At 64.2% G+C, this 24612-nt stretch carries 17 protein-coding genes; 16 read left to right on the top strand and 1 reads right to left on the bottom strand.

Translation table 11 applies throughout. From position 1 onward, the window contains the following. The first annotated feature begins 58 nt into the window (after positions 1–58). From AC07VG_RS26065 to AC07VG_RS26035, 7 genes are all read left to right on the top strand, one after another. A complete protein-coding gene (locus AC07VG_RS26065) occupies positions 59–517 on the top strand; it encodes a MarR family winged helix-turn-helix transcriptional regulator (RefSeq protein ID WP_495003002.1) in 459 nt (152 codons plus the stop codon). Continuing rightward, entirely contained in the window at positions 514–2598 is a 2085-nt protein-coding gene (locus AC07VG_RS26060; RefSeq protein WP_495022142.1) for an FUSC family protein, read from the top strand. Before AC07VG_RS26065 ends, AC07VG_RS26060 begins: the two co-directional genes overlap by 4 nt. Continuing rightward, on the top strand, positions 2595–2804 hold the full coding sequence (locus AC07VG_RS26055; RefSeq protein ID WP_040071952.1) for a DUF1656 domain-containing protein: 210 nt from the start codon (positions 2595–2597) through the stop codon (positions 2802–2804). The genes AC07VG_RS26060 and AC07VG_RS26055 overlap by 4 nt, the downstream gene beginning before the upstream one ends. After that, positions 2801–3700 (top strand): efflux RND transporter periplasmic adaptor subunit, encoded by a 900-nt coding sequence (locus tag AC07VG_RS26050; protein WP_495003004.1) that lies wholly within the window; start codon positions 2801–2803, stop codon positions 3698–3700. The genes AC07VG_RS26055 and AC07VG_RS26050 overlap by 4 nt, the downstream gene beginning before the upstream one ends. Then, entirely contained in the window at positions 3697–5145 is a 1449-nt protein-coding gene (locus AC07VG_RS26045) for an efflux transporter outer membrane subunit (protein WP_495022141.1), read from the top strand. The genes AC07VG_RS26050 and AC07VG_RS26045 overlap by 4 nt, the downstream gene beginning before the upstream one ends. Positions 5146–5247: 102 nt before the next feature. After that, positions 5248–5883, top strand: coding sequence for an NADH:ubiquinone oxidoreductase subunit N (locus tag AC07VG_RS26040; RefSeq protein ID WP_495003006.1), 636 nt, complete (start codon positions 5248–5250; stop codon positions 5881–5883). Positions 5884–6159: 276 nt separating this feature from the next. Continuing rightward, a complete protein-coding gene (locus AC07VG_RS26035) occupies positions 6160–7674 on the top strand; it encodes a YdgA family protein (protein WP_495003007.1) in 1515 nt (504 codons plus the stop codon). 9 nt (positions 7675–7683) lie between these two features. Here AC07VG_RS26035 and AC07VG_RS26030 read toward each other — a convergent pair whose 3' ends face one another. Continuing rightward, entirely contained in the window at positions 7684–8397 is a 714-nt protein-coding gene (locus AC07VG_RS26030) for a response regulator transcription factor (protein ID WP_495003008.1), read from the bottom strand. Positions 8398–8632: 235 nt separating this feature from the next. On the opposite strand from AC07VG_RS26030, the gene AC07VG_RS26025 reads away from it, so the two are divergent. The 9 genes from AC07VG_RS26025 (at position 8633) to AC07VG_RS25985 (ending at position 24476) form a co-directional block, all read left to right on the top strand. Next, entirely contained in the window at positions 8633–8884 is a 252-nt protein-coding gene (locus AC07VG_RS26025) for a hypothetical protein (RefSeq protein ID WP_495003009.1), read from the top strand. A 326-nt stretch (positions 8885–9210) separates the two neighbouring features. Further along, the gene (locus tag AC07VG_RS26020) at positions 9211–10209 is read left to right on the top strand and encodes a FecR family protein (RefSeq protein WP_495003010.1); all 999 of its coding nucleotides are present in this window, start codon (positions 9211–9213) and stop codon (positions 10207–10209) included. Between the two features lie 18 nt (positions 10210–10227). Beyond that, the gene (locus AC07VG_RS26015) at positions 10228–12537 is read left to right on the top strand and encodes a CHASE2 domain-containing protein (protein ID WP_495003011.1); all 2310 of its coding nucleotides are present in this window, start codon (positions 10228–10230) and stop codon (positions 12535–12537) included. 181 nt (positions 12538–12718) lie between these two features. Continuing rightward, positions 12719–15199, top strand: a complete 2481-nt coding sequence (pgaA, locus tag AC07VG_RS26010; RefSeq protein WP_495022140.1) for a poly-beta-1,6 N-acetyl-D-glucosamine export porin PgaA — start codon at positions 12719–12721, stop codon at positions 15197–15199. A 12-nt stretch (positions 15200–15211) separates the two neighbouring features. Next, the gene (pgaB, locus tag AC07VG_RS26005) at positions 15212–17209 is read left to right on the top strand and encodes a poly-beta-1,6-N-acetyl-D-glucosamine N-deacetylase PgaB (protein WP_495003013.1); all 1998 of its coding nucleotides are present in this window, start codon (positions 15212–15214) and stop codon (positions 17207–17209) included. Positions 17210–17212: 3 nt separating this feature from the next. Next, positions 17213–18568 carry a poly-beta-1,6-N-acetyl-D-glucosamine synthase gene (gene pgaC, locus AC07VG_RS26000; protein WP_495022139.1) on the top strand — a complete coding sequence of 452 codons (1356 nt, stop codon included), beginning with the start codon at positions 17213–17215 and terminating at the stop codon, positions 18566–18568. Then, positions 18565–19071 (top strand): poly-beta-1,6-N-acetyl-D-glucosamine biosynthesis protein PgaD, encoded by a 507-nt coding sequence (gene pgaD, locus AC07VG_RS25995; RefSeq protein ID WP_495003015.1) that lies wholly within the window; start codon positions 18565–18567, stop codon positions 19069–19071. The genes pgaC and pgaD overlap by 4 nt, the downstream gene beginning before the upstream one ends. 132 nt (positions 19072–19203) lie before the next feature. Next, a complete protein-coding gene (locus tag AC07VG_RS25990) occupies positions 19204–23421 on the top strand; it encodes a dermonecrotic toxin domain-containing protein (RefSeq protein ID WP_495022138.1) in 4218 nt (1405 codons plus the stop codon). 131 nt (positions 23422–23552) lie between these two features. Beyond that, complete coding sequence (locus AC07VG_RS25985; RefSeq protein ID WP_495022137.1) at positions 23553–24476, top strand: hypothetical protein; 924 nt, start codon at positions 23553–23555, stop codon at positions 24474–24476. Positions 24477–24612 lie beyond the last annotated feature (136 nt).

Genomic DNA, 24612 nt, shown 5'->3' with positions numbered 1-24612 from the left:
CGAGCCCCAACTGATGCGAGATATTGATAGTTAGCAAGCTAACAATGCGAATCTCCCTGTGTCCAAGCACCTCGAACAGCTGCACAAGCACATCAGTGCCGGCCTCGTCGTCGCCTCGCGCCATTGGCGCCGGGTGTGCCAGACCACGCTGGTCAATTATGGGGTCTCCGAAGCCTGCGCCATGCCGTTGCTGTTGGTCGGCCGCATGGGGCCGGGCGTGCGCCAGGTGACGGTGGCCCACGAAGCGGGTATAGAGAGCCCGTCGCTGGTGCGCCTGCTCGACCAGTTGTGCAATGCCGGCTATGTGTTGCGCAGCGAAGACCCAAGTGACCGCCGCGCCAAATGCCTGAGCCTGACCGAGGCCGGCGAGCGCCTGATGCATGACATCGAAAGCCAGTTGATTCGCCTGCGCGGCGAAGTACTCGACGGCATCGCGCCGGCTGATCTGGAGGCCGCGCTGCGAGTGATCCGCGCTTTCGAAGCGGCCGGGCAGAGCCTGGGAGTGGCGAACCCGTGAACGGTTTCTGGACCGGCATGCCACCTGCCCGTGACTGGTTCTACGGCGTGCGCACCTTCGCCGCATCGATGATCGCGCTGTATATCGCCATGCTGATGGAGTTGCCGCGCCCGTACTGGGCCATGGCCACCGTCTACATCGTCTCCAGCCCCTTCGTCGGCCCCACCAGTTCCAAGGCCCTGTACCGCGCGGTCGGCACCTTTCTCGGCGCCTCGGCGGCGGTGCTGTTCGTCCCGCTGTTCGTGCAGACCCCCTTTCTGCTGGTGGTGGCGGTCGCGCTCTGGACCGGCATCCTGCTGTTTCTCTCGCTGCACCTGCGCACCGCCAACAGCTACGCGCTGATGCTCGCCGGCTACACCATGCCGATGATCGCCCTGCCGGTGGTCGACAACCCCCTCGGCGTGTTCGATGTGGCGGTGTCGCGGACCGAGGAAATCTTTCTCGGGATCGTCGTGGCGGCGGTAGTCGGCAGCATGTTCTGGCCCCGGCGTCTGGCCCCGGTGTTTATCGACGCGGCGGGCAAGTGGTTCGCCGATGCTTCGACCTACAGCCTGCGCTTCCTTTCCCGTGATGTGCAGGCCGATGAAGTCAGCACTTTGCGCTCGGCGATGGTGGCGACCTTCAACAGCCTTGAATTGATGATCGGCCAGCTACCCCACGAAGGTGCGCGGCCACAGACGGTGCGCAACACCAAGGAGTTGCGCGGGCGGATGATTCACCTGCTGCCGGTGGTCGATGCCCTGGACGACGCCCTGTATGCGATGGCGCGCCGCACGCCGGAGCTGGTGGCGCGTTTCGAGCCCTTGCTCGTGGCCACCCGCGAATGGCTGGAAAGCACCACGCAAGACGCACCGCTCGAACGCTGGCAAGCCCTGCGGACCCAGGTCGAGAGCCTGCAACCCGGCCCGGTCGAGCTGGATGACCGGCGCCAGTTGCTGTTCTCCAACGCGCTCTACCGCCTCGGCGAGTGGATCGATCTGTGGCAGGACCTGCGCAGCCTGCAATACGCCATCCGCTGCGAAAGCCAGGACAGCTGGCATGCGGTCTACCGCCATTGGCGCCTGGGCCGCCTGACGCCGTTCCTCGATCGCGGCCTGATGCTGTATTCGGTGGGCTCGACGGTGCTGGCGATCATTGTCGCCTCGGTATTGTGGATCCTGCTCGGCTGGACCGATGGTGCCAGCGCGGTGATCCTCGCGGCGGTCGCCTGCAGCTTTTTCGCGGCGATGGACGATCCGGCGCCGCAGATCTACCGATTCTTTTTCTGGACCGCGATGTCGGTGATTTTCGCCAGCCTCTACCTGTTCGTGGTGCTGCCCAACCTGCACGATTTCCCGATGCTGGTGCTGGCCTTCGCCGTGCCCTTTATCTGCGTCGGCACCCTCACCGTGCAGCCGCGTTTCTACCTCGGAACCTTGTTGACCATCGTCAACACCTCGTCCTTTATCAGCATCCAGGGCGCCTATGACGCGGACTTCCTGAACTTCGCCAACGCCAACCTGGCCGGTCCCGTGGGCCTGCTGTTCGCTTTTGTCTGGACCTTGGTGGCCCGGCCCTTCGGGGCTGAGCTGGCGGCCAAGCGACTGACCCGTTTCAGTTGGCATGACATCGTCGGGCTGACCGAGCCGGCGACCCTGGCCGAGCACCGGCACCTGGGCGCACAGATGCTCGACCGGCTGATGCAGCACCTGCCACGGCTGGCCATGACCGGCCAGGACACCGGTGCGGCGCTGCGTGAGTTGCGGGTCGCGCTCAACCTGCTCGACCTGCTGGCCTACACCCCTCGTGTACTGGGCGTGGCGAATGTGTTGCTCAAGCAGGTGGTGGAGGAGGTCGGCGAGTATTTTCGTGCCTGTCTCAAGGCCCGCGAGCGCCTGCCGGCACCGGCGCCCTTGCTGATGACTCTGGACCGCACGCGCCGGGCCCTGAGTTCCCAGGGGCTGGACGATGGCGAAACCCGCCTGCATCTGTTGCACGCCTTGAGTGGCCTGCGCCTGGCGTTGTTGCCTGGCGTCGAGTTCGTCGATAGCGGCGATCAGTCGGAGAGTATTCCATATGGGATCAATGGGGTGCCCTTATGATCGGTGACCTGGATATCAGCGGGGTGTTCCTGCCCACGCTGCTGGTGCTGATGGGCATTACGTATGCGCTGTACCTGGTGGTGCACGGGCTGTTGACGCGCCTTCACTTCTACCGCCTGGTCTGGCACCGGGCCTTGTTCAACGTCGGTCTCTACGCTTTGTTGCTGGGCGTTGTGGATTCGTTCAGTCGATACCTGATGACATGAAAAAACCTCTTTTGACCATTGGCCGTGTAGTCCTGACTTTGCTGGTGGTGATCTTCGCCTGCCTGGTGGTCTGGCGCATGGTGATGTACTACATGTTCGCGCCCTGGACCCGGGACGGGCATATCCGCGCCGATATCGTGCAGATCGCCCCGGACGTGTCCGGGCTGATCCAGCAGGTGCAGGTGCGCGACAACCAACCGGTGAGCCGTGGTCAGGTGCTGTTCAGCATCGACCAGGACCGCTTCAAGCTGGCGCTGCGCCAAGCCAAGGCCGCCGTGGCCGACCGTCAGGAAACCCTGGCCCAGGCTCAACGCGAGAACAAGCGTAACCGTGGCCTGGGGAACCTGGTGGCCGGCGAGCAACTGGAAGAAAGCCAGTCGCGGGTCGCCCGTGCCGAACTGGCCCTGACCGAAGCCCAGGTGGCGGTGGACGCCGCGCAATTGAACCTCGACCGCTCGGTGATCCGCAGCCCGGTGGACGGCTATGTCAACGATCGCGCCCCCCGTGAGCGGGAGTTCGTCACCGCCGGGCGGCCAGTGTTGGCGGTGGTGGACAGCAGTTCCTTCCATATCGACGGCTACTTCGAGGAAACCAAGCTCGACGGTATTCATGTCGGCCAGGGCGTGGATATCCGGGTGATCGGCGACAACGCGCGCTTGCGTGGGCATGTCGAAAGCATCGTCGCCGGGATCGAGGACCGCGACCGCAGCAGCGGCTCGAACCTGTTGCCCAACGTCAACCCGGCGTTCAGCTGGGTGCGCCTGGCCCAGCGGATTCCGGTGCGGATTGCCTTCGACGACGTGCCGGCGGACTTTCGCATGATCGCCGGACGCACGGCCACGGTGTCGATCATCGATGACGCCAAGGTCGCGCCGAAGAAAGAGGCCGCGCAATGAAAGCGCTGGCGCAAGTCGCGACCCTGGGGCTGGGCCTGATGCTGTCGGCCTGCTCGATGGTCGGTCCGGATTATCATCTGCCGGCTGATTCGGCGATGCAGCGCAAGGACCTGCAAGGGACGCTCGCCGGCGAAGGCGACAACGTGGTGTCGGCGCCGGTGCCGACCGATTGGTGGCGCTTGTACCAGGACCCGCGCCTGGATGCGCTGGTCCGTCAGGCGCTGGCCTCCAACACCGACTTGCGGGTGGCGGCGGCAAGCCTGTCGCGGGCCCGGGCCCAGGTGGAAGAGGCCGAGGCGGCTGGCGGTTTCAGTGCCGGGGTGAAAGCCGGTGCCCAGCGTTTGCAGGAGTCCGGCCAAGCGTTCCTGCTGCCGGAAAAGGTCCCGGTGGCCAACATCGGTGAGATCGCGCTTTCCGCGTCCTATCAGTTCGACCTGTGGGGCACCCTGCAGCGTGGCATCGAGGCGGCGAAAGCCAATGCCGATGCGACCCAGGCGGCGGGTGACGTGGCCCGCATCACCCTGGTGGCGGATGTGGTGCGCTCCTACACCCAGGTCTGTGCGGCCAACGAAGAACGCAAGATTGCCGAGCAGTCCCTCGAACTGCAATCCCAGAGCACTGAGCTGACCAAGCGTCTTCGCGATGCCGGGCGCGGTGACGAAACCCAGGTCACCCGCTCCCAGACCCAATTCAAATCCCTGCGCGCCGAACTGCCGCGCTACCAGGCCGCGCGCCAGGCCGGCCTGTACCGCCTGTCGATGTTGCTGGCCAAACCCCTGGAGCAACTGCCGGCCGGTGTCGCCGATTGCGCCGCGCTGCCACATATTACCCAGTTGTTGCCGGTGGGCGACGGTGCCGAGCTGCTCAAGCGCCGTCCGGATATTCGCCAGGCCGAACGTCGGCTGGCCGCGGCAACGGCCAGTATCGGCGTGGCCACCGGCGAGCTGTATCCGAACATCAGTATTGGTGCCACGGTGGGCACGGTCGGTATTCTGCAGGACCTGGGCGAGCCATCGACCAATCGCTGGGGCTTCGGTCCGGCGATCAGCTGGACCGTGCCGACCAACGGCGCCCGCGCCCGTATCCGCGAAGCCGAGGCCGGTACCCAGGGGGCCCTGGCGCATTTCGACGGCGTGGTGCTCAACGCCATCCGCGAAACCCAGACCAGCCTGGCCCAGTACACCGCGCAACTCGACCGCCGCGATGCCCTGGCCGATGCCGAGCAGTCGGCCAAACAGGCGGCGGACCAGACGCATCGCTTCTTTACCGCCGGTCGCGCGTCGTTCCTCGCCGACCTGCAGGCGACCCGCGCCTACACCGACGTCCGCGCGCAGCTGGCGTCAGCCAACACTCAGGTCGCAATGAGCCAGATCGAGTTGTTCCTGGCCCTCGGTGGCGGTTGGGAAAGTGGACGAACGCCACCTGCCGAGCACGCGAAACCCTGAGTCCGTTGCTATGCTTTGAACTATCGGCTGGTCGCCGCTGGTGGGGAGCGCTGGGTGAATCCTAACCATCGCGGTCAGCGTGGCCCGATGGGGATTCTAATAATGAAAAACCCTTATGCTCCTGGTTTCTGGTGTGCGGTGGTGGCGCTGGTCCTGCTTTCGGCGACCTACTTCTATGGCGTCATGCTGGCGCACCAGATCGACAAGGCGTTGGTCTTTCTCGACAGCGCCACGGCGTTGATCGCGGTGATGTCCATCGCCGTGGTGGCCTGGGCCAGCTACCAGACGCAGCAGGTGAAGAAACGCCAGCTGTCCCAGAGCAAGACCCTGGTGCTGGTCTGGGACACCAAAGTCGCCCTGCGTCGGGTCGAAACCGTCTTTGACCGGTATTTCTGGGGCAGCTACTGGCAACCCGGTCGGACCTTCCAGGAGGTCATGGGCGAACTCACCGGTACGCCGCTGGAAAAAAGCCTGGAACTGCTCAAGATCCAATGCCTGAAACTCGACCGTGAAGTGGCCCATGACGAGCGCCACTGGCTGACCAACGCCCGCGAATTGTCCGATGTGGCCACGGCCATGGCCCGTGAGCGCCATCAACTGGACGTCTGCGACCCACGCAACGACTCGCCGGACGGCGTGGTGATCAACCGCGACTTCGAGGTGCTGGTATACACCTGGACCGCGCGCTTGAAGACCTTCGACCATCAACTGGATGAGATGGAAGTCCAGTACTCCTGAGTAAACCCTGTTCCTGCCCGTCGGCTGCCGATTCGCCACCCAGGCGCGGAGGTCGCCGAGGGGCACTGCCGAGCGCACGATTCCCGTGCTGCGCTGTCAGTCATTTCGCTATTGTCCATAGGACGAGGTAGTGGCCAGTGGCTCCGCGGGCAAAGCCTTGGGGGCGGCTCCGGCAAATGCTACTCTGCGTCCTTTCGGGCATTGTCGAGCCGGCTCCGGTCAGGGGTCAGGAAGACCAGCATTTCTCCACACAACGGACATCGATCGGGTCAATTCATGAATAAATCAGCAGGCTTGCTTTTAGGTTTTGTCGTGGTGGTCGGTGCGGTGAGCACCGTCGGCGCCTGGTACACCGGCAATCAACTGGAAGGGGTGCTGAACACCTCGATCCAGGACGCCAACCAACAGTTGAAGACCGCCCTGGCCAGCACCGGCGGCAGCGCGAATATCGAGCTGGTCTCGCTTGATCGCCAGCTGTTCACCAGCACCGCGCACTACCGCGTCAAGTTTCAGAACCCGCAGGCCGGCGCGCAGAAGAAGGACATCGAGCTGCTGTTCGTCGACCATATCGAGCACGGGCCGTTGCCATGGTCGCGTCTCAAGGCGTTGAAGCTGGCACCGGTGATGATCAGCAGCAACTACGAGCTGGAAAAGAACGACGACACCGCCAAGTGGTTTGACGCCGCCAAAGGCGCCGCGCCGCTCAAGGGCCAGGTTGCCCTGGGCTACAACCGTTCGGTGGACGGCAATGTCGAGCTGGTGCCGCTGGACTTCGCGCCGGACGCGACCACCAGCCTGAAATTCTCCGGGCTGAACCTGGCGGTCACCGCCAGCGATCAGGCCGCCAAGATCAAACTCAACGGCTATATGGACAATCTCAAGGTCTCCGCCGTGTCCCCGGAGCAGGGCCCGGTGCAGGTCGAACTGAACGGCCTGACCCTGGCCAGCGACCTGACCAAGAGCGACCTGGGTTTCTACCTGGGGCAGAATGTCATAGAACTGAGCGAGACCAAGGTGGGCTTCGGGGTCAAGCCGGCGGTGGTCACGATCAAAGGGTTCGAGCAGAAAGACTCGACGGAGGCGGCGGGCAATGTGCTCGCCGGACGTCTGGCCTATAACATCGCTTCCATCGACTACAACGACAAGCCGGTGGGCAGTGCCCAGATGAGCTGGACGGCGAAGAACCTGGATTTCCCGGCGATGCAATCGCTGATCAAGCTCTACCAGGTCCAGTTGGAGGCGCTGCAAAAGGCCCAGGCGGCAGGGGCTGAAGACCCTGAGGCGGCGGTCCCGGAACTGACCCCGGCCCAGCAGACCCAGGCCGAAGCGGATATCAAGCAATTGTTGGTCGGCAAGCCGCAGATCGCCCTGGAAAACTTCTCGCTCAAGACGGCCAATGGCGAGAGCCGTGCCAGCCTGGTGGTGGACCTGACCAACCCGTCTTCCACCGAACTGCCACCGGTGGAGCTGGGCAAGCAACTGGTCTCGCAACTTGATGCCAAGGTGTTGTTGTCCAAGCCGATGATCGCCGATCTGGCCGGCCTGCAAGCGCAGATCCAGGGCCAGACCGACCCAGCGGCCGTCACCCGCCAAGCCTCGATGGCCAGTGAAATGGCCGGCACCATGGCCTTGTCCACGGAGATGGCGACGGTGCAGGGCAGCGATATCGTCTCGACGCTGCACTACACCAACGGTCAGGTGGACTTCAACGGGCAGAAAATGCCGGTGGAAGACTTCATCACTTTGCTGCTGACCAAGTTCGGTGGTGCGGGCGGCGGCGAACAGCCTTGAACCCGACGTTCAGCCAGAGGTGACGCTTTCCAGTCGATACCCATAGCCGTAGATCGTCAGCAGTTGCCAACCGTGTTCGGCGGTCAGGCCCAGCTTGTTGCGCAGGCGATAGATATGGGTATCGAGGGGCCGCGAGGAGAGCATTTCTTCATGGGGCCAGAAGCGCTCATAGAGATACTCGCGCGACAGCGGCCGTCCGAGGTTACTGAACAGGCAGCGCGCCAGGCGATACTCCCGCTCGGTCAGGTTGAGCGGGCGACCTGAGCGGGTCACGGTCAGTTCGGCATCGTCGAAACTCAAATCGTTGAAGGTGGCGATTTCGCTGGCGCTGCCGCGCTGTCCGGCGTGCCGGCGCAGTACCGCGTTGACCCGCGCCTTGAGTTCGTTGGCGCGGAACGGTTTGCTCACGTAATCGTCGGCGCCACTGCCCAGGGCCAGGACGATATCGCTCTCGGCATCGCGGCTGGTGAGCATGATGGCCGGCGGCGGTACCTCCATGTGCTCGCGGGTCCAGCGCAACAGCGCCAGGCCGCTGAGGTCCGGCACCTGCCAGTCGAGAATCAACAGGTCGAAGGTTTCCCGGCGCAACTGGCGCAACAGGTCTTCACCGCGCTCGAAACCGTGCAGGGTCCAGGGGGCGTCCCCGACACCGGCCATCTGCCCCAGGGTCTGTTCAACCCGGCGCAGTTCGGCGGGCTCGTCGTCGAGTATGGCGACACGCATGTCTGGGCCTCTCTCCTCGTTTAGCGGCGGTTCTGTCGTTCAAAAGGTGACTCTACAGACTATTTCCTACATGAAAGTCTGTAAGTCGGCCGTCAAATCTGAACAATTCTGACGAATTCCTCAAGGACAGGCGGCGGCTGGCTAGGCTGATGTCAAATGGCTTTTACCTGGCGCGCCATGACCCCTGTGGGGGCAGGTGCAGGGTAACGATTTGCACGGTCAAGGAGAAGGATCCATGGGCAGTCCCCTTCGTTTCAGCAGTTTGCCGTCCTGGGCGGTGCTCGGGTTGTTGTCCGGGTTGAGCCTGTGCTTCGGTTTCGGTTTTGTCATCGGGCTGTTCCATTACGGGGCTGCCCGTCCCTCGCTGGTCGTCGAACGCTTGCCGGTGGTTCCCGAGGACCGCGGGATAGGGCGATTTTCCGCGCCGACGCTGTGGACCACCCGCGAGGTCAGCGCCCCACGGGAACCGCCGCGCTGGGTGTTCTGAACGGGCGGGGCAATTCTGAACAAATCTGACAGATTCGCCGAGCAGCGGGGTTTTACCCATAGAGTAGCTCCAGCAATAACGGGGCACTTTGGAGCAAGTCGACCCATGGACGGGTGGCGGTTCGGATCCACACGGACCGCCGCCAAGGGACGGTCAGGATGTCCGCCCTTGGCCATTTTTCCGTCACACCCTGGTGTGCATTCATACGAAGCAACACAGTGTGGCCAGGCTCACTGGTGGCGCTGTGGCATGATGGGCCCGGATGGTTGTGTGCCGTCTTCCTTTACTTCGATCCTGCTCCTTACGGAGTCTGAGCGGCCAAGCCCATGAGCGAACGCTTACTTTCGCATCCGCATTTTCCTGTTCTCCTGCCTCGTCCGGGCCTGCGCCTGCTGCTCGGCGCTGCCTTCTGCCTGTTCGCTCACACTGCCCTGGCGGCGCCACCGGCCCTGCGTGCGCCTTACCTTGATCGCGAGCACCAGTGTCGCCCGCAACCTTTTCCGGCGCTGGTGCTGCACCTGGCGGGCGAGGCCTGGAAGCTGGATGCCCAGGGCAAGCAGTTGGCCCTGGAAGAGGGGATGAGCCTGGAGGAGCACGAAGGGCTGAGAACCTCGGGCGACGCCTTTGTCAGCCTTAGGCTGGGCGATGGTTCGCGGATCGTGCTGCCGTCCAACTCGCAGGTGCGCCTGGAACTGGACGAGACGCAGTCGATTCCGCAACTACAGCTCGAACAAGGTCAGGTCGAGTCCTACGTGATCAAACGCATCAGCGAGCATGATCGCTTCCAGATTCGCACTTCGGTCGGGGTGCTCGGGGTTCGTGGGACGCATTTTCGCACCCGCAGCGAAGACGGTCAGGCGCTGGTCGAAGTGCTCGACGGCCAGGTCGCGGTGAGCCGCGCGCAAGTGCCGCTGGCGTCAGGCAACCCGGCGCGCGGCACGCTGCCCGTTGTGGCCGTGCCGGCGGTCAAGGTCAACGCCCGGCAAGGCCTGAAGATCCAGGGCCAGGGCGAACTCAAACCGGTCGATCTGCTCGCGGCCCCGCGCCTGCTCGGGCAGGACGGCCAGCGGGGTGATAAGCCGGTCTGGCAACTCTTGCTCCAGCCCCTGGACGGCGCCCGGCGCTACCGTGCGCAGGTCGCCACCGATGCGGCGTTCCTCAATATCAGGCAGGAGCGTTTTTCCAGTACCCCGGATATCCGTTTCAGCGGTTTGCAGGCGGCGTTCTACCATGTGCGGCTGTCGGCATTCGACGAACAGGGACTTGAAGGCCAGACTGGGGTCTACGATATCTACTACTGGCCCAGGACGGTTCATGAGCAATAGCGGCGGTACCCGGCATTCATGAGGTTCTGGCGGCGGCATGGGGGACGCGAGTCGACGCAGGCGCAACGGCTGTTTCGTGGCTTGTTGCGCGAATGGTTGTGGGTGGCTGTGTTGTTGCTGCCGCTGACGGCTGTGCTCTCCCTGAGCCAGAACCTGGCGTTCAGCCATTTTCTCTATGACCGGTTGAGTCGCCTGAGTCCCTTGCCGGTCGATCCACGGATCCTCCTGGTCAGCATCGACGATCGCAGTCTTGAGGCCCTGGGGCGCTGGCCCTGGCCGCGCAGTGTGCATGCCGAGCTGCTCGAACGCTTGAGCGCGGCGCAGCCCCGGGGTGTGCTGTTCGATGTGGTTTTCAGCGAGCCGGAGGCGGCCGGCAGCGGCGACGAGCACTTGGCCCAGGCGCTGTGTCGGGCTGGGAATGTCGTCTTGCCGCTGCTGCGCGAAGGCGTGCCGCGATTTGCCACGGCGCTGGGGGAAATCGAGCCGATCGAGCCGCTGCGACGCTGTGCCAGGGCGGTCGGCCATATCAACGTCGAAGCCGATAACGATGGCGTGGTGCGTGGGGTGTATCTGCGCGAAGGTCCGGCCCGGCAACCCCGTGAACAGTTGGCCTGGCTCGCCTACCAGATGGCCCTGCCAGCGGCCGAACGGCAGCCGATGCCCGGTGCCGGGGACGGCTCCGAGCTTCAGGGATGGCAGCGACAGAACGCAATCCTGGTGCCCTTCATCGCGGCGGCTGGCGGTTTCCCCAGCGTGCCTTATATCAGCGTACTGCGCGGTGAAGTGCCGGCGGCGCTGCTGCGTGATCGGTTGATCCTGGTGGGGGCCACCGCGCCGGGCCTGGGGGATCGCTATGTCACCCCGCTTTCCGAGCAGGCCGGCACCACCGCCGGGGTGGAGATCCAGGCGAACCTGCTCAATGGCCTGTTGCAGCAGCGCAACATTGTCGAGCTGGCGCCGCTGTCGGGCCTGCTGCTATCGGTGTTGACGGTGGCTTTGCTGCTGGGCGGGCTGTTGCTGCGCGCGCGTTATGCGTTGTGGCTGACACTCGGCTGCATGACCGCGGTACTGCTGGCCGCCTGGGGGCTGTTGCGACTCGGCCATTGGTGGTCGCCGGCCGCCAGCCTGAGCGGATTGCTGTTGGCCTACCTGATCTGGAACTGGCGGCGCCTGAGTGCGGTGCTGGCCTACTTCGGCTGGGAATTGGCCCGTCTGAACGACGAGCCTCGGGTACTGCCCGAACGACACCGCCCCATGTTGCCCAAGGGCGATGTCCTGCAAGGCCGCATCGCCGCGCTGGAGCAGGCCCTCGGGCGCACCCGCGATACCCGGCGGTTTATGGCCGATGGCCTGGAATGCCTGCCCGTCGCTACGCTGATCACCGACATCCAGGGCCAGGTGTTGCTCGCCAACCGCAGCGCGCGTGAGTTGCTGGGATCCGCGCTGTTGGGCGAGGACTGGCTCGATTGCCTGGCGGAGCTCGGTTTTCCCGGCATTGACCGGCCGGCGCGGCCCGCATTGGCCGAACTGCTGAGCCAGGAATTTCGCGATAGCCGCCAGCGCACCCTGCACCTGGACCTGGCGCCGCTGCGCTCGGCGGCAGATGAAGTTGCCGTCGGCTGGCTGTTCAGCCTGGCGGACCTGAGCCTTGTGCGCGAGGCCGAGCAGCAACGGGCGACCTTGTTGCGCTTTCTGTCCCATGACTTGCGCGCGCCGCACTCGGCGATCCTGGCGTTGCTGGAAGTGCAGCGCGCGCAGCAAGACGATGCGCCGGTCCATCGCCAGATCGAACAGCAGGTGCGCCGGGCCCTGGGCCTGACCGAGGCGTTCGTGCACCTGGCCAAGGCCGAGTCGGAGGCTTACCAGTTCCATCCGGTGCTGTTTGCCATGCTGGTGCTGGATGCTTTCGACCAGGTGGCGCCCTTGGCCCAGCTCAAGGGCATCGAACTGCGCCACCGGCTCGATGAGGTCGATGAAGGCCTGGTCCGGGCCGATGCCTCGTTGCTGACCCGGGCGTTGTTCAACTTGCTGGAAAACGCCATCAAATACAGCCCATCCGGCACCTGTGTCAGCCTCGACGTAACGGTGACGGAGCACGAACTGACCTGCCGCATCGGCGATCAGGGCCGAGGCATCAGCCCTGAGGCGTTACCGCAACTCTTCGAACCGTACAAACGCTTTGCTGGCGCTGATAATACCGAGGGGTTGGGCCTGGGCCTGTCGATGGTCAAGGCGGTGATCGACCGGCACGACGGACGCATTCACTGCGACAGTGTCGAGGGCGGGGGCACGACGTTCAGGGTTTGCCTGCCACTCTGGGAGGACTGAACCCGCGGTGCCCCGTCTTTTTCGTTGGCGCCGGCTGAATAAATCTTGGTTTTTGTTTTTTGGTCTACCCTTCGAGAACGACAGGCGGGCGGCGTGTTCGACCGCTGTCGCTAGGCTCCGCCCTGTGTTTCTGGATCAGGCAGGGGCATTGAGCTCCGGCTGTCACTGGGGAAAGGACGATATGCCGCGTAATGCTCTGCTCTGCCTGGGCGGCAGATTGCACCCGTTGCTGGGGGTGGCTTTGTACAGCCAATTGCTCTGGCCCCTCAACGCCTGGGCCGATGCATCCTACGACCAGCTTATCTGGCAGGCCCGTGATGGCAGTTACACGCCAGCGCTGGTGTTCTTGCGCCAGTTGCCTGCTCCGCAACAATCCGTCGGCCAGATCAGCGATCACTTGCAGATCGCCAGTTGGGCCGGGCTGGATGCCGAGGTAGTCAGCGTCTATGAAACCCAGGGTGCCCAGCGGACCTTGCCGACCCAGGCGCTGACCGCCGTTGCCCGTGCCTATCGCAACCTGAAACGCTGGGATGAGGCCGAGCGCCTGTATCGCCAGGCCTTGGCGCGTGAACCGCAGAATGCTGACCTGCAACTGGGCCTGGCGATTACCGAGGCCGATGGCGGTGATCCCCAGGACGCGGTGCGTCGGGCGCGCGAGCAGGTTGCCCGGCAGCCCGATGACCCTTCCCGGCGCATGGCCCTGGGGTATGCGTTGACCCGTTCGGGCGCTAACAGTGAGGCCTTGTTCGAGTACGACCAGGCCTTTGTCCGGGCTTCGGACAAACCCGAGGTGATACGCGAATACCTGTTCGCCCTGGAGCGCGCACGTTTGCCGGAACCGGCCTTGCGCCTGGCCCAGCGGCATCCCGGGCTGATCGACGCGGCCGCGACCCGGCGCCTCGAAGGCGAGCTGGCGGCCGAGCGGGTCCGCCTGGCCGAGTTGCCGACCCGCACCGAACAGGAACGTTTTGTCGTCGCCGATCGTGCCCTGGCCGACTACGACCGCTTGCTCGCGGCCTGGTCCGCGGACCCGCAGGCCCATGACGATGTGGTGCATTGGCGCATCGACCGCCTGGGTGCGCTCAAGGCCCGTTCGCGTAATGCCGAGGTGTTGACCGAGGCGCAAAAACTGATCGATGAAGGGGTGACGATTCCGCCCTATGCCCAGCGCTGGATTGCCTCGGCCTACCTTGCGGTGCGCGAGCCGGAGAAGGCCGTCGCGCTGTATCGGCAGATCCTCTCGGCGCCCAGCGCGGATCCTGTCGACCAGGCGGGTGACACCTCGGCACTGGTCTATGCCTTGATCGAAAGCGACCAGCCGGAAGAAGCCCGCTCGTTGGCAGACGCCCTGGCGATCACCGTACCGCCGCGATTGCAGCTCAAGGGCCTGCCGGGTGGCGTTCCCAACGATGCCTGGCTGGACGCCCAGCAACTGGCGATCCAGATGGGACAGCACAACGGTGATCTGGCCGCCAGCGAGCAAGGTCTGGACGCGCTGGTCGCCCAGGCGCCGGGCGATGTCGGCTTACGGGTGGCCCAGGCCGATATGTACCTGGCCCGCGCATGGCCACGGCGTGCCGAGGCCTTGAACAAGGAAACCGAAAGCGAGGCACCGCGCAACCTGGGGCTGGAAGTGGCCCAGGCCAACACCGCCCTGGCGTTGCAGGAATGGCGCCAGCTCGATGTGCTCACCGATGACGTCGCCGCCCGTTTTGCCGAGAGCCTGCAGGTCCAGCGCCTGGAGCGTCTGCGGGAAGTCCATGACATGGCCGAACTGCGGGTCGAGGCCTATACCGGCAAGAGTTTCGGTGGTGGCGCTCGTGGTGCCGGTGCGGTCACCGGCAGTCGCGACTACGGGATTGAAAGCACGCTCTACAGCCCGCCGATCAACGACGACTGGCGGCTGTTCACCGGGGCCGGCTACGCCTTTGGTCGCTTTACCGAAGGCGACGCCCAGCGCCGTTGGCAGCGCCTCGGGGTGGAAAATCGTTCCCGTGACACGAGCCTCGAAGCCGAGGTCTCCAACCAGTCCTACGGCCATGGCGACAAGCTCGGCGCGCGCCTGGCGGCGGCCTTCGATATCGATGATCACTGGCGATACGGCGGCAGCCTCGAACGGCTGTCGGCGGCGACACCGTTGCGCGCCTTGAACAGCGATATCAGCGCCAACTCGGCGAGTGCGTTCCTGCGTTGGCGTGCCGACGAAAGTCGCGAATGGAAGCTGGCGGTCACGCCCTCGCATTTCAGCGACGGCAACAATCGCACCGAAACCCTGCTCACCGGCCGCGAAGGCATCTACAGCACGGCCCATGTGCAGGTGGACCTGGGCCTGGAGGTCGGCACCAGCCACAACAGCAAGAGCGAAGACGTGCCGTACTTCAACCCCAAGACCGACTTCAGCGTGCTGCCGACGGTGAACGTCAACCACGTTCTCTATCGCCGCTACGAAACCCAGTGGAGCCAGCAATTCCAGGTCGGCGCCGGGGCCTACAGTCAGCGCGATCATTCGACGGGCGCGGTCGCGCTGCTGGGCTACGGCCAGCGGGTGAGCTGGAACGATGTACTGGAGGCCGGGGCCAACCTGAGTTGGATCAGTCGGCCCTATGACGGTGACCGCGAACGCGACGTGCAGCTGACCGTCGACCTGACTTACCGTTTCTAGAAGGGATTGATGATGCCTTGGATCACGCGTTGCATTCTGTTGCTGGGAGCCTTGCTGGTCGGCGCCTGTGCGCAGAAGCCGGCCGAGTTTGTCGCGCCCGCGCAACGGGCGGTGCCGGTCAATGAAGCGCCCTGGCCGAAGAATCATTTTCTCAGCCTGACCTACCATGACATCGAGGATAGCGACCCGGATCAGGCGGTGGTTGCGGTGCGCACGGAGCGACTGCTCGAACAGCTGGCGTGGTTGCGGGAGAACGGCTATCGGCCGGTGACCGTGGACCAGATCCTGGTGGCGCGCAATGGCGGGCCGGAGTTGCCGCCGAGGGCGATCCTGCTGACCTTCGACGATGGTTATGCGAGTTTCTATACCCGCGTGATGCCGCTGCTCAGGAGCTATCAATGGCCGGCCTTGCTGGCCCCGGTCGGCGTCTGGATCGATACCCCGGCGAATAAACCGGTAAATTTCGCCGGTGAACTGCGCCCGCGCTCCGAGTTTCTGAACTGGACGCAGATCAAGGAAATAGCGGCCTCCGGACAGGTGGAAATCGTCGCCCACACCGATGCCAGCCACCAGGGTTTGCTCGCCAATCCCCAGGGTAATCTGCAGCCGGCGGCGGCGGCCCGGCGCTACGATGCGGCGACCGGTCGTTACGAAAGCGAGGCCGATTTCGAGGCTCGCCTGCGGGCGGATGTGGTCGCCATCTCGACCAAGATCCGCGCCGCCACCGGTTATTCGCCACGGGTCTGGGTCTGGCCCTACGGCACCGCCGACGGCACCGCATTGAAAGTGATCGAGGGCCAGGGCTACAAACTGGCGCTGACCCTGGACGATGGCATCGACAGCCTCGATCAACTGCTGAGCAGCCCGCGTCTGTTGGTGGCGGCGGACCCGGACGGCTCTCACTACGCCAGCGCTATTGTCGCGGTGCAGAACCGCCTGCCGATGCGTGTGGCGCATGTCGACCTGGATAACGTCTACGACCCGAACCCGCTCCAGCAGGAAGCCAACCTCGGCAAGCTGGTCCAGCGCATGGCGGACATGGGGGTCAATACCGTGTTCCTGCAAGCGTTCGCCGATCCGGCGGGGGACGGCCTGGTGCATTCGCTGTACTTCCCCAACCGCCATCTGCCGATGCGCGCCGACCTGTTCGATCGCGTCGCCTGGCAATTGCGCACCCGGGCCCACGTCAAGGTCTTCGCCTGGATGCCGGTGCTGAGTTTTGCCCTGGATGAAAAACTGCCGCGGGTGACGCGTTGGGACCCGACCAGCGGGCAGGTCTCGGTGGACCCGAAACAATACAAGCGCCTGTCACCGTTCGACCCGAACGTGCGGCGGATCATTGGTGAGATCTACGAAGACGTGGCCCGGCTGACCTCGGTCGACGGCGTTCTCTATCACGACGATGCCGTGCTCTCCGACTTCGAGGATGCCAGCCCACAGGCGCTGCGCACCTACGCCGCCAACGGCCTGCCGGGCACGCTCAGTGCCCTGCGCGGCGATCCGGCGACGCTGCAACGCTGGACGCGGTTCAAGAGCCGCTACCTGATCGATTTCACCCGCGAGCTGACCGCCAAGGTCCGCGCCATACGTGGGCCGCAAGTACAGACTGCGCGCAATCTGTTCGCCGCGCCGGTGCTCGATCCGCAAAGCGAAGCCTGGTTCGCCCAGAACCTCGACGACTTCCTTGCCAGCTACGACTGGACCGTGCCCATGGCCATGCCGCTGATGGAAGGGAAGAGCGAGAAACAGGCGGGTGAGTGGCTGGAGACGCTGGTTGGCAAGGTCAAGCAACGGCCCGGCGCGCTTGATCACACGGTGTTCGAACTGCAGGCCCGGGACTGGCGACAGAAGCCGGCGCTGGACCTCGATGGCGAGCTGCTGGCGGACTGGATGGGCCGGCTCAAACGCCAGGGCGTCAGCAGTTTTGGTTATTACCCGGAGAATTTCCTGAATGACCGTCCGGCCGTGCGGGCCCTGCGCCCGGCACTTTCCTACAAATGGAATCCTTAGATCATGATGGATCGAATCCTGGCTCTGATCGTCCTGGCACTCGTCCTGGGGTTTCCCCTCGGCGTGATTTTCCTGGTCACCGGGCAATTTCTGATGGACTTCGTGTTTTTCTACCCGTTGTTCATGTCGGGGTTGTGGATAGCCGGCGGCTTGTACTTCTGGCTGCACTGGGAGCGCCATTGGCCCTGGGAAGCCGATACCCTGCCACCGCCGCTGGCGGGTGAGCCGCTGATCTCGATCCTGATCCCTTGCTTCAACGAAAGGGAGAATGTCGCCGAGACCATCGAGGCCGCGCTGGCCCAGCATTATCCGAACATCGAAGTGATCGCGATCAATGACGGTTCCACGGACGACACCGGCCACTTGCTCGATAACCTGGCGCTGCTGGACCCGCGCCTGCGCGTGATCCACCTGGCGCACAACCAGGGCAAGGCGGTGGCCCTGCGCATGGGGGCCGTGGCGGCCCGCAGCGAGTATCTGGTGTGCATTGACGGCGACGCGTTGCTGGCGCCGCACACGGCGGCCTATCTGGTGGCGCCGATGTTGGAGAACGCCCGCCTGGGCGCCGTGACCGGCAACCCGCGGATCCGCACCCGCTCGACCTTGATCGGGCGAGTCCAGGTTGGCGAATTTTCCTCGATCATCGGCTTGATCAAGCGCACGCAAAGGGTCTTCGGACGGATTTTCACCATCTCCGGGGTGATCTGTGCCTTCCGCCGTACAGCGCTGGACCGGGTCGGCTACTGGAGCCCGGACATGATCACCGAAGACATCGATATCAGCTGGAAGCTGGAGCTGGATCACTGGAGCATTTTCTACGAGCCGCGGGCATTGTGCTGGATCCTCATGCCGGAGACCCTGCGCGGACTTTGGAGGCAGCGGCTGCGTTGGGCCCAGGGCGGCGCCGAAGTGTTGTTCAAGAACATCCGCGGCATCTGGCAGTGGAACCATCGTTACCTGTGGCCGTTGCTGTTCGAGTACTGCCTGTCGACCGGCTGGGCGTTTACTTTCCTGTTGTCGATCCTCTTCTACGGCGCAGGTCTGTTCGTCGAGCTGCCGCCCTCGATTGCCGTGCACCGCATCGTGCCGCCGGCCTTTACCGGGCTGCTGCTGGCAATCGTCTGCCTGGGGCAGTTCGCGGTCAGCGTGCTGATCGACCGCCGCTACGAAAGAGACCTGTGGAAAATCATGTTTTGGGTGGTCTGGTACCCGCTGGTGTTCTGGTTTATCAGCTTCTTCACCACCCTGGTCAGCTTTCCCCGGGTGTTGTTCGGCCGGGGCGGCAAGCGGGCCCGCTGGGTCAGCCCGGACCGGGGGATCAAGGCGGCCGATGATCACAAGCAGAAGGTGCGTTCATGAAAATCATCAGAACCCGCCAGCGACCACTGATGTTGGCAGTCGATGTGGTCCTGACCGTGCTGGCCTGGGTCGGTTTGTTGTACCTGCTGATCGAGGGGCTGTGGCCGTTGTTCGACGGGCACGGGGGGCCGCAGATCGATATCTCGTTCTTCGATGCCCTGAATTCCTTGCAGGTGTATCTGTGGGTCGGCCTGTTGAATGCGGCGCTGTTGATTGCCTGGGCGCGTTATCAGCAGCGCAAGAGCCGTAGCTATTCCCAGCGTCGGTTGCCGGCACCAGTGGTCGGCGATGAGGGGTTGAGCCGTAGCTTCGAGCTCAGCGAGGACAACTTCGCCCGGATGCGCCAGTCGGCGACGATGATCGTGCACAACGATGAGCACGGCGGGGTCCTTGAAGTGATTACGTCCCTGCATCGCGTTGAGCCGCAAGAGCCGCAACCGCTGGCGCCGCCTCAGGTCATCCGGCTGCCGTCGGAAGATGACGGTAGCCGCCAGGTCCTGTAGCGCCGGTTCGCAGTGACGTCGCCCAGACCAACAGCGGGCGGCGCCGGTCGTTGCGCCTTAACTATCTAATGCACGGATACGTCGTGGCGGGCTCTAGGCTTTTCCCTTTTTCCATGGAACAAGGGAAAGCCTATGAACCCCTCCGTAGAGGACCCTCCCGGGGAGGCCGTTGAGTCGGCCAACGAGGCCGCCACGGCGGTTTTACCCGATCCCAATGGTGCCGCCCTGGAGCGCCTCGGCGAGCAACTTGCCGAACATATCGCGAGCGTGGAACGCCCCAGCCTGTTGCTCAACCGGCTCCAGGCGGCGCTGGTGCGTGGGCTCGATAGTCAGCACCAGCTCAAGAAGCTCTTCGAGCGGGCACCGCGGATCGGCGTGCTGCTCAAGCAGATCTTGAGCGAGGCCTTCGGGCACGATCCGCACAGGTTGCTGTTCGTTCCGCCGTTGTGCTGCGGCGCCGGGCAAACGGCTCGGTCCCTGGCGCAGTTGGCCATGTCGCTGTTGCGCAATCCGTTTCTGTCCCTGGTGCCGGGTCATACTGTGCGACTGAGCCTGGCCGGCGAACCGGAGAAGGTCTTGTCGCTGGACCCGGAGCAGGTTCTGGCGCGCCTGAAAACCTTGGGGTTGTCTTCCAGGCTCGACACCGCCCTGCGCGGCTATTGGCATCAACCGGCCAGCGATAGCCATGTCGCGCGGCGTGAGCGCCTGATCGAGCTGCACAAGTTGCTGTTTCACGACAAGGCCCTGCTGGCCCATGGCGTCGCCGGGTTGTCGGCTGCCGCGTTCAACATGCTGATGGGCCTGTTGGATGCGCCGACCCCCGCAGCACGGGCGCTTGCCGGTGGCCGTTGGGGGCGGCTCACGGTGTCGGAGCTGGTCTGGCCGGGAAAGGACTCGGCGCCGCTGGCTTTGAGCGGGGCCTTGCACTTGCGTGGTTCTGGTAGCGCGGAGCGGGGGAGGCAGGTGGTCTTCGTGCCTGGGGTGTCCGAAGAGTTCTTCGAGTTTGCCAGCCACGTCGAGATGCAACGCCGGCTTGCGGAGTTGTTCAATACCCCGGGCAATTATCGGCCCTGGCAGTTGCTGGCGCTGCAGGAGCGCGACCAGCTGTTTACCCGACCGGATCGCCCGGCCCTGGCTTATCGCTTCCACGCCTGTACCGAGCTCACCGGCGATGCCCTGGCCCACAGTGCCCTGAGCCGGCTGGATACGCAGTTGGCCAACGAGTGGGCTGCCGGGTTGCTGCTCAACACGGCGTATATGCTGCCCGAGGGCGTGGCCGATGCCGGGCGCTTGACGCCGTTGCAGGTGGTTGAGGCTGTAGAGGACTCACGCCAGGCGCTGACGGGCTTGCCACCCCTCGGGACATTGCTGGCGCAACTGCTGCGGCGCGACGAACAGCGCAGAATGCTGGAGATCACCTTTGGCAGCCTGGTGGAGGATCTTCCCGTGCGTCTGCGTCAGAGTAAGGTCCGACAGCAGGAACGGGGCATTCTCAAGCTCCTCGATGAGCGGGATCCGGGGCGAGATACCCTGGCCTACAGCGAGTTGCTGGCGCGTCACAGTCTTTGGCGACAACAGGTGGTGTATGTCCAGAGCCTGTTTCAGGAGCGCGAAGGGCACGCAACGTCTGAGTTTTGGAACACCCGGGACAAGGAGGGCAGCGATCTTCCCGACCAATTGCTCAAGGGCCGTGGCCAGGGACTTTTGTACGAGGCGCAGATGCAGCATCAACTCGGTCTGATCGATCAGAAGGAGCTGGCGCGTGTGCTCGATATGCTGCCAGCACCCTTGGCGCGGCTGGCCAGTGAGACACGGGTCGCCGCCATCAGCCTGGGGCCGCCGCACTCACGTTGGACGCTGAGCGGGGCCTGCGTCATCAGTACCCGCTCAGCGCTGGCCGATCCGCGCCTGAGCGTGTCGGCGCTGCTGTTTGTGCCGGGCCGGCTGGGTGGGCTGCAACGTTTCGTGACCCTGGACAGCCTTTCGCAACAGTTGGACATCAGCATGCGCAGCCCGGAGTGCGAAAGCTTCTGGCCGCTGATTGCCCGGGACCGACGGCCGGCGCTGCGCAATTGGGTGCGCGGGTTGCCCGGTGGCGAGCGAATCCCCATCGACTATCAGCCGATTGAAACGGACGCTTTACAAGAGAGTCTCCAGCAACAGATCCAGGACCACCTGCGGGTTTGCCGGTTGATCGAGGGCGGCTTGCGGCCATTCTCGGAAATCGCTGACGCCAGCAGCTCCTTGCAACTGCTGGCCCATGAGCTGGCGGAGAACCTCGGCGTCCCGGGTCACGATGCCCGCGAGCGCGCGTTGGATAACATGGCTGTCCTGCAACTCGGTGCCGTGCAGGCGCAAGGTCTTCCCGCCTGGTTGTCCGAGGCATCACGAACGGACCGCCGGCAGTACGCACGACTGTTGGCCCGCTACCAGAAAAGTGTGCAGGCCCTGGAGCTCAAACTGGAGCGTCAGTTGCCGGATCTGGATGACTTTGCCCGGGGGAAAGTCATCGAACGACTCAAACAGGACGGTTTTTATCCGGGGCTGGATATCGACAAACCGTTGTTCGATCTGCCCGACAGTGTCGAGCGGGTGTGGGCTGGCCATCCTGAACGCACGGTGGGCGAGGCGGGCCCGAAGACGGTGGTCAGCGATTCGCGCCACACCTACAGCTTCTTGCGCCTGGCCCTGGAAAACCTCGATCCGCACTCAGCGGGGACCAAGCGTCGGCTGCAACATGGACGGATCCTGGATCCTGCCTGGCAAGCGCGCCTGGCGCCTGATTATCTGATCAGCACGATTTCGGCACTCGACCTTGGCGGACACTACGACAGCCTGATCCAGCGGGCTTTTTACGGCGTCGATAATCCCCGGCTCGAACCGCTGCGGGCGTTCGACCAGGCGCTGTTGTACCGGCTGGTCCGACAACGCGCCCACCTGGAGTTGTTCAGTGCCCGGCAACAGGGGCTTGGCGACTGGGCCGCCGAGGTCTTCGAGAGGGCCCTGAATGCCGGGTTCGTCGCGGACCTGCGCAACGCGCATGTTGAGCTCGAACTGCACTTCGTCACCTTTGCCGGCCGGGCGTTTGCCCGGGCCCGGCATGTGGGCAATGCCGTGGCAATCCACGACAAGCTTTCCGGGAGAACGCTGGTCTATCTGCCGGGTGCCCCGCATGAGCAGGTGCTGACGGAGCACACCGATTTGCTGGCCGCGCAACGGGCGCTGGTGAAGGTCGAACAGACGTCGCAACGGCCGGCGGACATTGTGCAAAGGCTGGCGGCGGGCTGGGAGGCGGAAGTCGTCGAGGGTTACCCGGCCGAGCAAGGCCCAGGGGCGGCGTGCGCAACGGGCCTGACGCCGCTGCGCGATGAGCGGGTGGCATGGGGCCTGACGCCCTTGGGGATTGATCCTGTTTCCACGCGCGCCGCTACTTCTCTGGTCAAGGCCATCAAGAGCTGGTGGAGCAGTGAGCCGGAGCAAGCGGTGCCGGACCCCGCAGTGCTGGAAAAGGAGGTCAGGCGTGAAATCGCGGAAAATCCCGGGCACTGGCTGCGCCTGAGGAAAACCCAGCGCTGCGACCTGTCGCTGATCCTGGCGCACGCCTTGGTCCTGCGGGCGCAGCAGCGGGCCCGGTCGGTCTCGAACTCCGCCCGGCAACTGGCGCAGATCCGCGAATTGCGTGAGCGCGAGCAACGCTCGGCCTACTGGCTCAGGGTGTTGTCGGTGGTACCGGTGGTCAGTATCGCGGTCAATGTCCATGAGACGGCCGTGGCCTTGCGCCGGTTTCACCGCAGTGGCGATTCGCGCGATGCCTTCGAGCTTTTCAAGGCCGCGCTTATGACGCTGGTCGATGCCGCGCTGACCTTTTATCCCGGCAGCCTGGCGACCCGCTCGGCTCGGACCGGCCATGCGCTGTGGCCGCGCGGGGCGCTGAAGGCCATCAACAATCGCCAGGCTCTCTCGCACAAAGGTGCGCTGGCCCTGAAAAAGGTCGACGCCGCAGCCAAACCCAGGCCTGTGCTCCCGGGGTATGAAGTGAAGATCAGCCCGGACGACGCGGTCGCCCTGCATGGTCCGAGCAATGCCGGCAGCTACGTGAAAAAGGGTGTGCAGTTCATCACCGACGGCAGCAACAGCTATGAGGTCTATCGGCCCAAGGGTGAAAAGGCCCTGCGCTTGAAGAAAACCGCCGCGCAGGACAATGAACTGATTCTGCATATCCACGAGCCTGGCGAATACCTGTTGCGTGCCGACGCGCCCGAGCCCGTGCCTGGCCCCAGTCGGGCCATCTGGCACCGCCGGCGGCGTCGGTTGTCGAGGGGGCGCCGGTGCCGCAATTGGAATGGATGACACGGCGACCGGCCTTGTTGTCCACGGATTGGAGAGCGTGGGGGCTGTTATTGGATGACGAGCAGGTCCAGCTGTTATCGGCGCCCCAGGGGCTGTATCGCCGGCAGGGGAAAATACACAAGACGCGACTGTTGAAACTCGATAATCGTTATTTCGAACTGCTTCCCGACGGTCCGCATATTCACCCCGACATCGTTTTTCTGAAACGTCCCGGTTCGTTGTCCGCGCAGGCTCGAACCGACTTCAACCACTGGTGGGCGCATTTGGACGAGCAGCCGATTCCGGCCACCTTCGATCATCGGAGCCAGACCTGGACACTGCGCACGCCTTTGTTCAGCGTACCTGCGGAGCAGTCCCTGGCGCGGCCCCTGGACGGCATGATGCAAGCCACCCAGCGCAGGACGCTCAATCGGCTGATCGAACGCTCCGATGTGGAGAGCACATCGGTGACTGCCAGTCGTATGGTCGGGCTGAGGCGTACGCAAGAGGCCTGGGTCACGCGCGGGGTGGACATGCATGTGCTGTTCAGCGAGCTTGATATCCGGCCCATCCGCGGGCGCAACTTTCCAATCGACGAGCCGAACAGCACGACGGGGTTTTCCCGTCTGGATTTTCATACTCCCCACATGGTTGACCCACGGCTCTTCGACGTCAGCGGACCGCCTCGCGTTGCCGGCCTGGCACTGAATACCGAGCAAGCGGTGATGCCGATTCTGCGCCGCCATGGCTTTGTGGTGACCGAGGTGCCGAAGTCGCGGTCCTTCAATACGGTCAACCTGTTGTGTACTCACCCGGGCTCGGATCAGCTGTACTTCATCATGCTCAAATGGACCAAACGCTGGTCGGTGACCTTGCGCCGTTCCCGAGGGGCACCGCAGCAACTGACGGATGAATGGCTGCGCAGAATCGCCGAGCTGAGGACGATGAACCAGCACCGGCTGCTGCAGCCGGTCAGGCAAGCAATGGAACAGGGACGCCTGGTGAAAATGGTCGCAGGCTTGCAACGGGTGTCGGGCACTGATCAGGTGGTGGTGTTTTTTGTCAGGGCGCAATAGAGGGTTCTGCGGGGGGGATGGCTGTTGATGGAGGGCTTTAACCTTTATAATCGCCGGTAACACGGCCCCTCTCGGTTGATGCGCTTCGGTGCTGAGACTGCTTAGGGGTTTTTTGTTGGGCAAAAAAATGCGGGTG

The sequence above is a fragment of the Pseudomonas sp. GW821-FHT03C07 genome (genome assembly GCF_059420925.1).
The sequence above is the reverse complement of the archived record's forward strand: the minus strand, read 5'-3'. Positions and strand labels throughout refer to the sequence as shown.